We start from the raw sequence: 11,724 nt of genomic DNA on the forward strand, positions 1-11,724 counted from the left end.
GCCGGGAGCGCAGGCGTTCCGTGCCGATCAGCAGGGCGATCGCGACGACGAGGTAGGTCGACGAGGCGATCTGGCCGAGCAGCGGGCGCGACACGTGCACCCAGTCGACCGCGAACGGGCTGAACACGAGGCCGACGTAGACCACGGCTTCGAGGCAGCGGTACAGGTTGAAGAAATACAGTTCGCGCCGGGTGATGTCGCCCGGTGAGGCCGTCGTGTCCAGCAATTGGGTACCCATGCTCACGTAGGCTCCGTTGCGGCAGTATAGCCTGCGGGTTCGGCCGGAGCGTCGGCACGCCCTTTCTTTGCTTTCGCGGCCCCCTTCCCCGAGAATAGGCGACCCGTTTTTCGGTCGGCTTCGCGTCGACGCTCCCCGGATTGCGCTGCCGCGGCGGATTCGCGCCGCGCGCGTGCGTCCCTTCGCACAAGGTGTCTCATGAATTTCCACGAATACCAAGCCAAGGAACTGTTCGCCGAGTACGGCATCCCGGTGCCGCCGGGCAAGGTCGCCTCGACGCCGGAGCAGGCGGTCGAAGCCGCCCGCGCGCTCGGCGGCGAGCAATGGATGGTCAAGGCGCAGATCCATGCGGGCGGCCGCGGCAAGGCCGGCGGCGTGAAGTTCTGCCGTTCGCTCGACGACGTGAAGGCCGCCGCCGCGGGCATGCTCGGGCGGCGCATGGAGACCTACCAGTCGGGCGGCCGCGGGCTGCCGGTGAACCTCGTTCTGGTCACGGATGCGACCGACATCGCCAAGGAACTCTACCTTTCGATCCTCGTCGATCGCGGCAGCAAGACCGTCTCGTTCATCGCTTCCGCCCAGGGCGGCGTCGACATCGAGCAGGTCGCGCGCGACACGCCCGAGGACATCCACACGATCGAGGTCGACTTCGTCGAGGGCCTGCAGCCGTACCAGTGCCGCAAGCTCGCGTTCGACATGGGGCTGAGCGCGAAGCAGGCGAACCAGCTCACGAAGATCATGCTCGGTCTGTACAAGCTGTTCAACGAGAAGGACCTCGCCCTCGTCGAACTCAACCCGCTCGCGATCGTCGCGTCCGGCGACCTCATGGCGCTCGACGGCAAGGTCAATTCGGACGACAACGCCGAGTTCCGCCACCCGAAGCTCGTCGCGATGCGCGACGAATCGCAGGAAGACCCGGCCGAGGCCGCGGCCGTCAAGAACAACCTCAACTACGTCACGATGGACGGCAACATCGGCTGCATGGTCAACGGCGCCGGCCTTGCGATGGCGACGATGGACGTGATCAAGCTCGCCGGCGGCGAACCGGCGAACTTCCTCGACGTCGGCGGCGGCGCGACCAAGGAGCGCGTGACCGAGGCGTTCAAGCTGATCCTGTCGTCGGACAAGGTGCAGGCGATCCTCGTCAACATCTTCGGCGGCATCGTGCGCTGCGACCTCATCGCCGAAGGCATCATCGCCGCGGTCAAGGAAGTCGGCCTGAAGATCCCGGTCGTCGTGCGCCTGCAGGGCACGAACGTCGAGAAGGGCCGCGAGTTGCTCGCCCATTCCGGCCTCGCGATCACGCCGGCCGACGATCTCAACGACGCCGCGCAGAAGGCGGTCGCCGCGGTCAAGGCCGCCTGAGCGAAGGACACGAACACATGAGCGTTTTGGTCAACAAGAACACCAAGGTCATCACCCAGGGCTTCACCGGCCAGCAGGGCACGTTCCACTCGGAACAGGCGCTGGAATACGGCACCAAGCTCGTCGGCGGCGTCACGCCGGGCAAGGGCGGCGGCACGCACATCGGCCTGCCCGTCTACGACACCGTGCTCGACGCGGTCAACGACACCGGCGCCGACGCGTCGATGATCTTCGTGCCGCCGCCGTTCGCGGCCGACGCGATCCTCGAGGCGGCCGATGCGGGCATCAAGGTCATCGTCGCGATCACCGAAGGCATCCCCGTGCTCGACATGCTGCGCGTGAAGAACGTGCTCAAGCAGCGTCCGGACACCGTGCTGATCGGCCCGAACTGCCCCGGCATCATCACGCCGGGCGAGTGCAAGATCGGGATCATGCCCGGCCACATCCACAAGCCGGGCAAGGTCGGCATCGTCTCGCGCTCGGGCACGCTGACGTACGAGGCCGTATTCCAGACGACCCACGTCGGCCTCGGCCAGTCGACCTGCATCGGCATCGGCGGCGATCCGATCAACGGCCTCAGCTTCATCGACTGCCTCAAGCTGTTCCAGGACGATCCGCAGACCGAAGGCATCATCATGGTCGGCGAGATCGGCGGCAGCGCCGAGGAGGAAGCGGCCGAGTTCATCGCCGAGTACGTGAAGAAGCCGGTGGTCGCGTTCATCGCCGGCGCATCGGCACCGGCCGGCAAGCGCATGGGCCATGCCGGCGCGATCATCTCGGGCGGCAAGGGCACGGCGGCGGCGAAGTTCGCCGCGCTCGAGAAGGCCGGCGTCACCACCGTGAAGTCGCCGGCCGATCTCGGCAAGACGCTCGCGTCGAAGATGTAGCGGCCGCCCCGGCCGCGATCGGCCGCCGGCATCCTGCGAAAGGCCGCGGAGCGATCCGCGGCCTTTTTTTTCGTCCGCGTCGCCCGACCCGTGCGGCCGTCGGGCCACACCACGGTCGAACCGCGCGGGCTGCGATGGCCGCGAACCGGCGTCCCGGATGGGGTACGCGCACCGGGCGCGGCGAACCTGAATGGATCGTTTGTCCATTCCCGGGCCGAAACGACGTTAGGATGGCACCCAGCGCCGCCGTGTCCGGGGAGGGATCATGCGCCGTCGCCTCGTCCTGCTGCTCACCATCGCCTGCACCGCCGCCGCGTCCGCGCAGATCCTGCCGAGGGATCCGAACGACGACGGCGTGCCGTCGGTGACCGACGCCTCGGTACCGCTGACCTACGTCGGCGGCGACGGCAGCGTCTCGATCGGCGTCAATCGCGAAGGGCATACCGAAGGCCAACTGCTCGGCGTATTCGCGCGCAACAATGCGCGCGCGCTGGTCGGCCAGGTCTGGTGGGACCAGTCCGGCGCGGGCGGCGCCCAGGCCGACTTCAACTGGCTCTGGGGCGGCGATCCGATCGCGGCGCGCGCGCACCCCGACGAGGCGACCGTGAGCCGCCTCAGTTTCGCGATCGACCAGAACGGCGAGCACGACCGCAAGGCGACGCTCGGCCTGGGCATCGAGCGGCGCGCGTATTCGATCGAGGCCTGGCTAGCGCACGGCATCAGCGGTGCGCGCGGCGTGCGCCACAGCCTGCACGACGACATCGCCCAATTCGACGGCAGCGACGACATCGGCAGCTACACCGAAATCGAGACGACGACGACCGACACGCTGTTCGAAAGCCGGCCTTACGGGACCGAAATCGGCGTGCAGTTCGGCCACGTGTTCGAGCCGTGGGCGCTGCGCGTGCACGGGGGCGCGAGCACGCAGGACGGCGACGGCGCGCGCGCGACGACGCTCTCGCTCGGCCTCGACACGCCGCTCGGCACGCGCGGTTGGGGCCTGTCCGCTCTCGCCGAACACGTCGCGCGGCAGGGCGGCGCGGGCGGCGGCGACGACGATCGCGTGTCCGTGTTCCTGCGCTACGAATTCGGCCGCCACGGCGCCTTCGCGCCGACGGCGAGCCTCGAGGACCCGGCATGGATCGCGCGTTCGCTCGCGCGGCCGTCGAGCGCGCACCCGCGCACGGTCGAGAGCTATCGGCGCACGCGCTCGCAGACGGTGTCGGTCACGCGCGGGCCGCGCCAGTACACCAACCGCTTCCCGCTCGCGCAGGCCGACACGGCGAGCACGACCCCCGGCGCCGCGGTGTCGATCGACGTCGCCGCGAACGACAGCGACGCCGACGGCGACGCGCTCACGGTGGTCGCGGTCACGATGCCCGCTCACGGCAGCGCCGTCGCGTCCGGGGGGCGCATCCTCTACACGCCGACGCCCGGTTTCAGCGGCACCGACACGTTCGCGTACACGATCAGCGATGGCCGTGGCGGCAGCGCCGGCGCCGGCGTGAGCGTGAGCGTCGGCGGCAGGCCGAACGCAGCGCCGATCGCGGTCGACGACGTTGCCGCGACCGGCTTCGGCCAGGCGGTCACCATTGCGGTCCTTGCCAACGACAGCGACGCCGACGGCGACGCGCTCGTGCTCGCGAGCATCGGCACGCCCGCACACGGCAGCGCGAGCATCGTCGGCGAGGGCATCGTCTATCGACCGGTCCCCGGCTTCAGCGGAACGGACACGATCACCTATGTCGTCGACGACGGCCATGGCGGCAGCGCGACCGCGACGGTCACGATCACGGTCGGCGCTCGACCGAATCGCACCCCGGTCGCGCGCGCCGACGCCGCCGCGACGACGTCCGGCCAGCCCGTCGCGATCGACGTGCTCGCCAACGACAGCGACGCCGATGGCGACGTGCTCGCGCTGACCTTCGTCGGGACGCCGTCGCACGGCACCGTCGCGATCGCGGGCACCCAGGTCCAGTACGTCTCCGTCGCCGGCTACGTCGGGCCGGACGCGTTCACGTACACGATCGGCGACGGCCACGGCGGCAGCGCGACCGCGCAGGTCACGATCACGGTCGGCGCCGCACCCAACCGGCCGCCCGTCGCCGTCGACGACAGCGCGGCCACGACGCCGCTCACGCCGGTCGTCGTCGCGGTACTTGCCAACGACAGCGATCCGGACGGCGATCCGCTCACGATCACCGCTACGACGCCGCCGACGTTCGGCTCGGTCGCCGTGTCCGGCAACACCATCACCTACACGCCGAGCGCGGCGGGCGTCGTCGGCATCGACCGCTTCACGTACACGATCTCGGACGGGCGCGGCGGGAGCGCGAGTGCGACCGTGACCGTGGCCGTCGGTGCGGCCGCGAACCAGCCGCCGGTCGCGGTCGACGATTCCGCGACGACCGCGTTCGGCCAGCCGGCCGCGGTGCCAGTGCTCGCGAACGACAGCGATCCCGATGGCGATACGATCGCCATCGCGAGCGTGTCGGCGCCGCTCGACGGCACGGCCGCGATCGCCGGCAACGCGGTCGTCTACACACCCGCCGCCGGATTCAGCGGTGTCGACCGCTTCTCGTACACGATCTCCGACGGCCGCGGTGGTACGGCGACCGCATTCGTGACCGTCGTCGTCGCGCCGGCGCCGAACCAGCCACCGATCGCGGTGAACGACACCGGCGCGTTCAACCAGACCGTGATCGCGGTGCTCGCGAACGACAGCGATCCGGACGGCGATCCGCTCGCGATCATCGCCGTGACGCAGCCGATCGGCGCCAATGGCGGGCCGGCGGGCACCGTCGCGATCACCGGGACCACGGTGACGTGGTCGCCCGCCGGCTATCTCGGCGCCGCGACCTTCACCTATACGATCTCGGACGGCCGCGGCGGTACCGCGACCGCGACCGTCGATGTCGTGACCGGCATACCGTAGCGCCGGCGCAGAGCGCGGTGCGGACGCGGCGCGGCCTTACAATGGGCCTCTTTGCGAACCGCACCGCCGCATGCCCAAGCTCCGCATCGCCCTGGCCCAATTCGACTTCCCGGTCGGCGCCGTCGCGCGCAACGAGGAGCGCATCGGCGCGCTGATCGCCGAAGCGCGCGACCGCCACCGCGCCGACCTCGTGCTGTTCCCCGAACTCGCACTGAGCGGCTACCCGCCCGAAGACCTGTTGCTGCGGCCGAGTTTCCTCGCCGAGTGCGACGCGGCGCTCGCCCGCCTCGCGTCGGCGACGCGCGGCATCGTCGCGGTCGTGGGCTGGCCGCAGGCGGCCGGCGCGGTCGTCTACAACGCGGCCAGCGTGCTGCGCGACGGCGGCGTCGCCGCGACCTATCGCAAACGCGAACTGCCGAACTACGCGGTGTTCGACGAGCGACGCTACTTCGACGTCGACCCGGATCGCGAGGATTGCGTGTTCGAGGTCGGTGGCGTCGACGTCGGCCTGCTGATCTGCGAAGACCTCTGGTTCGCCGAACCGTTCGCGGGCGCCGTCGCCGCCGGGGCCGAGCTCGTGCTCGTGCCGAACGCATCGCCGTTCGAGCGCGACAAGCATGCGCAGCGCGACGCGTTGCTCGCGCAACGCGTGCGGGAATCGTCGCGCGACGGTCGCGGCGTCGCCGTCGCCTACCTCAACACGGTCGGCGGCCAGGATGCGGTCGTGTTCGACGGCGCGTCGGTGCTCGCCGATGGCGACGGCCACGTCCATCCGGCGGCGCGCGCCTTCGAGGACCACTGGCTGGTCGCCGACTTCGATCCGTCGACGCGCCGTTTCACGCCGGTCGCGTGGCCGGCCGAAGACGACGAAGGCCGCGATGCGCTCGCCTGGCGCGCGATCGTGCGCGGCACGCGCGACTACTGCGCGAAGAACGGCTTTTCGAAGGCGTGGATCGGCCTGTCCGGCGGCATCGATTCCGCGCTCGTGCTCGGCGTGGCGGTCGACGCGCTCGGCGCCGACAACGTGACCGGCGTGCGCCTGCCCTCGCGCTACACGTCCGATCTCAGCAACGACCTTGCCGAGGAGCAGGCGCGCGCGCTCGGCGTACGCGTCATGACGGTGCCGATCGAGGCGCCGTTCCGCGGCTTCCTCGACGCACTCTCACCCGCGTTCGCCGGCCATGGGCCCGACGTGACGGAAGAGAACCTGCAGTCGCGTTGCCGTGGCGCGATCCTCATGGCGCTCGCGAACAGGTTCGGCGGGCTGTTGCTCACGACCGGCAACAAGAGCGAGTACGCGGTCGGCTACGCGACGATCTACGGCGACATGTGCGGCGGCTACGCGCCGATCAAGGATCTCTACAAGACCGAGGTGTTCGCGCTCGCGCGCTGGCGCAACGCGGTCGCGGGTGCGCCGGTGATCCCGCCCGCGGTGATCGCCCGGCCGCCGTCGGCGGAGCTGCGCGAGAACCAGACCGACCAGGATTCGCTGCCACCGTACGATGTGCTCGACGCGATCCTGTTCCGCCACGTCGACCAGGAGCAGTCGCGCGACGACATCGTCCGCGCGGGCTTCGACGCCGCGACGGTCGACCTCGTGCTGCGGCTCGTGCGCATCAGCGAATGGAAGCGCCAGCAGGCGGCGCCCGGCCCGAAGGTATCGCGCCGCGCGTTCGGGCGCGAGCGCCGTTATCCGATCACGTCCGGGTGGCGCTGAGTCGGGCGTGCGGGCCGCGCATCGAACCTCGCGGCTCGCGACGCAAGGCCGGGCCGCACGCACCCACGCGGGCCGCGTCCGCCCCGAAGACGCAGCGGAACAGCGGGCAGGGCGGCACGCGCATCGCGCGCGCCGCCGGCGTCATCCGCGGTTCTGCAGCGGAATGAGCTTCCACCAGTTCGAGCGGTAGTGCGGCCAGCCGCCCTTGAGCGCAGGATGGTCGGGGTAATTCAGCTCGAGCACGCGCTTGGCGTCCGCGGCGAGCTTTTCCTGGCCGAGCTTCACGTAGCTCTCGACCATGATCGCGAGCGCGTCGCCCGCCTGGGGGGTCTGCGGATACGTTTCCAGGATCGCCTTGGCGCGGTTCGACGATGCGACGTAGGCGCCGCGCTTGAGGTAGAACAGCGCGATGTTGAGGTCCGCCTGCGCCATCATGTTGCGCAGGTGCACCATGCGCTGGCGCGCGTCCGCGGCGTAGCGGCTCTGCGGATAGCGCGTGACGAGCGCGCCGAAGTCGTCGAACGACTGGCGCAGGTTGGCCTGGTCGCGCTGCGTCATGTCGAGGCCGACATAGCGTTCGAGGAAGCCGCCCGAGCGGTTGAAGTTGACGAGGCCGCGCAGGTAGTACGCGTAGTCGATGTGGCGATGCGTCGGGTAGGTCTTGATGAAGCGGTTGATGGTCGAATACGCGTCGTCGGGCTTGTCCGACTTGTACTGCGCGTAGGCGAGGTTGAGCTGCGACTGCTCGGTGTACGGGCCGAACGGGAAGCGCGCGATGAGGCGCTGGAACGTGCGCACCGCGTAGTCGTTGTTGCCCGACTGCAGCGCCTCGTTGCCCTGCTGGTACAGCTGCTCGACCGACAGCGTGTCCAGCGGGTCGCCCTTCTTGCCGCGATGGAACAGGGAACAGCCGGCGAGCGCGACGAAGAGCGCGAGCAGGGCGAGGCGCAGGAACGGACGGAGGCTGGAGGAAACTCGCATGCGGGTGGCAGGCTCTGCGATGATGGGTGGAGTGCGTCCGGGCCTGCCCAGCGTCCCGGGACGGGACTCTGGTCGCCGGATCCGCCGGATCGACCGGCCCGCGACGCTACCGCGCGCCGCGTGAAACACCGATCATAACCCGAAACCTCGCCCGCGCAGGAAGCGCCGCTGTCCGGCAATCCGAGCATGACCGAACCCGAATCACGCCTGAACGAGCGTCCTTCCGACGCGCCCCGCCTCGCAGCCATCGTACCCGACGCGCTCGCGGGCAGGCGCTTCGACCAGGCGCTCGCCGAACTGTTCCCGGACTATTCGCGATCCCGGCTTACCGCCTGGGTCAAGGCCGGCGCCGTGCGCCTCGATGGCGAGGTGGTCGCGCCGCGGCACATCCTGCGCGGCGGCGAGTCGGTCGAACTCGACGTGCGCATGGAGCGCGAGATCGGGGCACAGGCGGAGGAAATCCCGCTCGACATCCGCTACGAGGACGCCGAGGTCATCGTCGTCAACAAGCCGCCCGGCCTCGTCGTCCACCCCGGCGCGGGCAATCCTGCGGGCACGCTGCAGAATGCATTGCTGCACCACGATCCGAAGCTCGCGGAGATCCCGCGCGGCGGCATCGTGCACCGCCTCGACAAGGACACCTCTGGCCTCATGGTCGTCGCGCGCACGCTGCGCGCCCACACCTCGCTCGTGGAACAGCTCTCCGAACGCGACGTGCACCGCCAGTACGCAGCGATCGTCTACGGCGCGATGGTCGCCGGCGGACGCGTCGACGCGCCGATCGGGCGGCACGCGCACGACCGCCTGAAGCAGGCCGTGCGCGAGGACGGCCGCGACGCGGTCACCCACTACCGCGTGCGCGAGCGGTTCCGCGCGATGACCTTGGTCGAGTGCCGCCTCGAGACGGGCCGCACGCACCAGATCCGCGTGCACATGGCGCACGTGCGCCATCCGCTCGTCGGCGACGCGCAGTACGGCGGCCTGCTCAAGTTGCCGAAGGGCGCGACGCCCGAACTCGCCTCAGCGCTGCGCGGCTTCAGGCGCCAGGCGCTGCATGCGGAGAAACTCGAGTTCGCGCATCCGAAGACCGGCAAGCCGGTCGCGGTCGAGGCGGAACGCCCGGCCGACATGGAAGCGCTGCTCGTCGCGTTGCGCGCGGACAGCCGCGAGAACGGCTGAGCGCATGCCGATGCCGGTCCCTGCAGGCGGCGCGATCGTGCCGGACTGGCCGGCGCCGGCGAACGTGCGCGCATGCGTGACGACGCGACGGCTGCCCGGCCGCTCGCAACCGCCGTTCGAGGCATGCAATCTCGGTGAACGCTGCGGCGACGCGCCCGATGCGGTCGCGGCCAATCGCGCCGCATTGACGGCTCTGCTCGGCCTGCCGTCCGCGCCGTTCTGGATGCGCCAGGTCCACGGCACCACCGTGCTCGATGCCGATGCGGACGAATCCGACCGCGATGCCGATGCCGCGGTCACGCGCCGGGCCGGCGTCGTGCTCGCGGTCCTCACCGCCGACTGCCTGCCCGTGCTGTTCTGCAGTGCCGACGGCGACGCGATCGCGGCCGCGCATGCGGGATGGCGCGGGCTCGCGGCCGGCGTGCTCGAAGCGACGCTCGCGCGCCTCGGCGCGGCGCGCGTGCACGCATGGATCGGACCTGCGATCGGCGCGCGCTCGTACGAGGTCGGCGTCGAGGTGCGCGACGCGTTCGTCGCGATGGACGGCGCGGCCGACGCGTGCTTCGCGCCGACGCGCCCGGGCCACTGGCTGTGCGACCTCGCCGCGCTTGCACGGCGTCGGCTCGCGCACGCCGGCGTCGACAGCGTGCACGGCGGCGGCTTCGACACGTTCGCCGACGCGCGCTTCTACTCGTACCGTCGCGAGCGCGACACCGGGCGTTTCGCGTCGCTGGTCTGGATCGCACCGTGACGCCCGTGTTCGAACGCGCGCTCGGCAGCGCGTTCGACACGCTCGACGCGTGCGTGCGCGCGGTCCATCGCGAGCGCGGCACGCGCCGCTACGCAGGCGAGGTCGAGGTCGAACGCGGCCTCCATCCGCTCGCGGCGCTGTGCGCGTGGGCGACGCGCCTGCCGCCTGCGGGGCGCGGCCCGATCGAGGTCGAGATCGCCGCCGGGGCTGCGGACGAGCGCTGGTCGCGTCGTGTCGGCACGCACGTGATGCGCTCGCGCCTGTGGGAGCGCGACGGGCTGCTGCACGAGCGGCTCGGCGCGGTGACATTCGTGTTCCGCCTGCGCGCGCACGCCGGCGCGATCGAGTGGACGGTCGAGCGCGTACGCGCGCTCGGACTGCCGCTGCCGTCGCGCTGGTTCGCCGCGGTCGGTGCGCGCGAAGCGGCGTGCGACGGGCGCTACACGTTCGACGTGCGGGCGGCACTGCCGCGGGTCGGCTTGCTCGTGCGCTATCGAGGCTGGCTCGATGTCGGCTGATCCGCGCTCGCCGGCGATCGTCGTCTTCGACGGCGACTGCGCGCTCTGCAGCGGCTGGGTGCGCTTCCTGTTGCGCCACGATCGCGAGGCGCGCTATCGCTTCGCGGCGATGCAGGCCGGGAGTGGACGCGCGTTGCTCCTCGCGCACGGGCTCGATCCCGACGATCCGAGTTCGTTCCTGCTCCTCGACCGCGGCCGCGCCTGGACCGACACCGACGCGATCCGCCGCGTCGTCGCCGGACTCGGCGGCGCCTGGCGCGTCGCGCACGTGCTCGCGTGGATCCCACGCTGCGTGCGAGACCGCACCTACCGCCTCGTCGCGCGCAACCGCTACCGCTGGTTCGGGCGCAACACGCAGTGTTTCGTGCCCGCGCCCGAGCACCGCACGCGCTTCCTGTAGGGCGGCACGCGGGCAACGCGTGCCGCCGCTGCAGCCCGGTTCGTCAGCCGCGAGGCGACCGGCCTTCATCGATGGGCCGCACACCACGTCACGCCACTTCGACCGTCCTGGTTATCGCATGGCCTTCGAGCGCATCGACGAACTCGTCGAGCGTGAAGAGGTCGAGGCAGGCGCGCGCGCCGCCGCAGCCGGGCAGTTCACCGCGCGCGAGCTTGCGCGCGAGCACGACCGCGGCGGTCGCGGGCACCCGCGGACCGTCGCCGTTCGCGGCGACGAGCCGCCAGCGCAAGTGCAGCGGCGCGCCGGCGGGATCGGTGCCGCACAGGTCGACCTGCATGATGCCGACATCGCTGCCCATGGCGAGCCAGCGCTGAGCGACAGCAGCGACGAGGCATGCCGTGCGAGATCGCGCACGACGCCGACGCGCACCGCCCACGACGCGAGCCAGAGGCCGAAATGCATGCGCCGCAACTCGAGGCCGGCGCGGAAATCGCAATCGCGCAGGGTCGGATGGCGTGCAGGCAGCAGCGCGAGGTCGGGCACTTCGCAGCGGGCGAGCCAGCGCGTGCCGACGCCGGGCACGCGCAGCCGGCGAAGCGATTGCCAGCCGTACGCCCGCCGCCAGCGGCCTCGCGTGAGACGCGCGTACGGGCGCCCGATGTAGCCGAGGATCGCGCGCGTCGTCGCGAGGCCGCGCGGCGTGCGGTTGCCGGGGCTGATCGCTGTTACGACCGTGTCGAGGCGACCGAAGCG

General features: G+C 71.0%; 10 protein-coding genes and 1 pseudogene. 8 read left to right on the plus strand and 3 right to left on the minus strand.

Annotated features, from left to right (window positions below):
* Positions 1-244, minus strand: a pseudogene (locus VI238_RS03235) (hypothetical protein); the annotation flags it as partial.
* Positions 245-436: 192 nt separating this feature from the next.
* On the opposite strand from VI238_RS03235, the gene sucC reads away from it, so the two are divergent.
* The 4 genes from sucC to VI238_RS03255 all read left to right on the plus strand — a co-directional run bounded on the left by sucC (position 437) and on the right by VI238_RS03255 (position 7,142).
* On the plus strand, positions 437-1,603 hold the full coding sequence (gene sucC, locus VI238_RS03240; protein ID WP_331648393.1) for an ADP-forming succinate--CoA ligase subunit beta: 1,167 nt from the start codon (positions 437-439) through the stop codon (positions 1,601-1,603).
* A 17-nt stretch (positions 1,604-1,620) separates the two neighbouring features.
* Positions 1,621-2,490, plus strand: a complete 870-nt coding sequence (gene sucD, locus VI238_RS03245) for a succinate--CoA ligase subunit alpha (RefSeq protein WP_331648395.1) — start codon at positions 1,621-1,623, stop codon at positions 2,488-2,490.
* A 265-nt stretch (positions 2,491-2,755) separates the two neighbouring features.
* A complete protein-coding gene (locus VI238_RS03250; protein ID WP_331648397.1) occupies positions 2,756-5,425 on the plus strand; it encodes an Ig-like domain-containing protein in 2,670 nt (889 codons plus the stop codon).
* A 70-nt stretch (positions 5,426-5,495) separates the two neighbouring features.
* Entirely contained in the window at positions 5,496-7,142 is a 1,647-nt protein-coding gene (locus VI238_RS03255) for an NAD+ synthase (protein ID WP_331648399.1), read from the plus strand.
* 141 nt (positions 7,143-7,283) lie between these two features.
* On the opposite strand, the gene VI238_RS03260 is transcribed toward VI238_RS03255, so the two are convergent.
* Positions 7,284-8,123 (minus strand): outer membrane protein assembly factor BamD, encoded by an 840-nt coding sequence (locus tag VI238_RS03260; protein ID WP_331648402.1) that lies wholly within the window; start codon positions 8,121-8,123, stop codon positions 7,284-7,286.
* A gap of 186 nt (positions 8,124-8,309) precedes the next feature.
* Between VI238_RS03260 and rluD the strand changes: the two genes are divergently transcribed.
* The 4 genes from rluD to VI238_RS03280 are packed head-to-tail and all read left to right on the plus strand — an operon-like array spanning position 8,310 to position 10,971.
* Complete coding sequence (gene rluD, locus VI238_RS03265; RefSeq protein WP_414650020.1) at positions 8,310-9,302, plus strand: 23S rRNA pseudouridine(1911/1915/1917) synthase RluD; 993 nt, start codon at positions 8,310-8,312, stop codon at positions 9,300-9,302.
* 4 nt (positions 9,303-9,306) lie between these two features.
* The gene (gene pgeF / locus VI238_RS03270; RefSeq protein ID WP_331648404.1) at positions 9,307-10,053 is read left to right on the plus strand and encodes a peptidoglycan editing factor PgeF; all 747 of its coding nucleotides are present in this window, start codon (positions 9,307-9,309) and stop codon (positions 10,051-10,053) included.
* The gene (locus VI238_RS03275; protein ID WP_331648406.1) at positions 10,050-10,571 is read left to right on the plus strand and encodes a DUF4166 domain-containing protein; all 522 of its coding nucleotides are present in this window, start codon (positions 10,050-10,052) and stop codon (positions 10,569-10,571) included. Before pgeF ends, VI238_RS03275 begins: the two co-directional genes overlap by 4 nt.
* The gene (locus tag VI238_RS03280) at positions 10,561-10,971 is read left to right on the plus strand and encodes a thiol-disulfide oxidoreductase DCC family protein (RefSeq protein ID WP_331648408.1); all 411 of its coding nucleotides are present in this window, start codon (positions 10,561-10,563) and stop codon (positions 10,969-10,971) included. The genes VI238_RS03275 and VI238_RS03280 overlap by 11 nt, the downstream gene beginning before the upstream one ends.
* Positions 10,972-11,059: 88 nt before the next feature.
* Here VI238_RS03280 and VI238_RS03285 read toward each other — a convergent pair whose 3' ends face one another.
* Positions 11,060-11,329 carry a hypothetical protein gene (locus tag VI238_RS03285; protein ID WP_331648410.1) on the minus strand — a complete coding sequence of 90 codons (270 nt, stop codon included), beginning with the start codon at positions 11,327-11,329 and terminating at the stop codon, positions 11,060-11,062.
* Positions 11,330-11,724 lie beyond the last annotated feature (395 nt).

Source organism: Dokdonella sp. (genome assembly GCF_036518555.1).
GTDB lineage: Bacteria > Pseudomonadota > Gammaproteobacteria > Xanthomonadales > Rhodanobacteraceae > Dokdonella_A.

Bases quoted from the DNA above. Each gene is read 5' to 3' on its own strand.
- sucC (WP_331648393.1), top strand. From the start codon at position 437: ATGAATTTCCACGAATACCAAGCCAAGGAACTGTTCGCCGAGTACGGC.
- sucD (WP_331648395.1), top strand. From the start codon at position 1,621: ATGAGCGTTTTGGTCAACAAGAACACCAAGGTCATCACCCAGGGCTTC.
- VI238_RS03250 (WP_331648397.1), top strand. From the start codon at position 2,756: ATGCGCCGTCGCCTCGTCCTGCTGCTCACCATCGCCTGCACCGCCGCC.
- VI238_RS03255 (WP_331648399.1), top strand. From the start codon at position 5,496: ATGCCCAAGCTCCGCATCGCCCTGGCCCAATTCGACTTCCCGGTCGGC.
- VI238_RS03260 (WP_331648402.1), bottom strand. From the start codon at position 8,123: ATGCGAGTTTCCTCCAGCCTCCGTCCGTTCCTGCGCCTCGCCCTGCTC.
- rluD (WP_414650020.1), top strand. From the start codon at position 8,310: ATGACCGAACCCGAATCACGCCTGAACGAGCGTCCTTCCGACGCGCCC.
- pgeF (WP_331648404.1), top strand. From the start codon at position 9,307: ATGCCGATGCCGGTCCCTGCAGGCGGCGCGATCGTGCCGGACTGGCCG.
- VI238_RS03280 (WP_331648408.1), top strand. From the start codon at position 10,561: ATGTCGGCTGATCCGCGCTCGCCGGCGATCGTCGTCTTCGACGGCGAC.
- VI238_RS03285 (WP_331648410.1), bottom strand. From the start codon at position 11,329: ATGGGCAGCGATGTCGGCATCATGCAGGTCGACCTGTGCGGCACCGAT.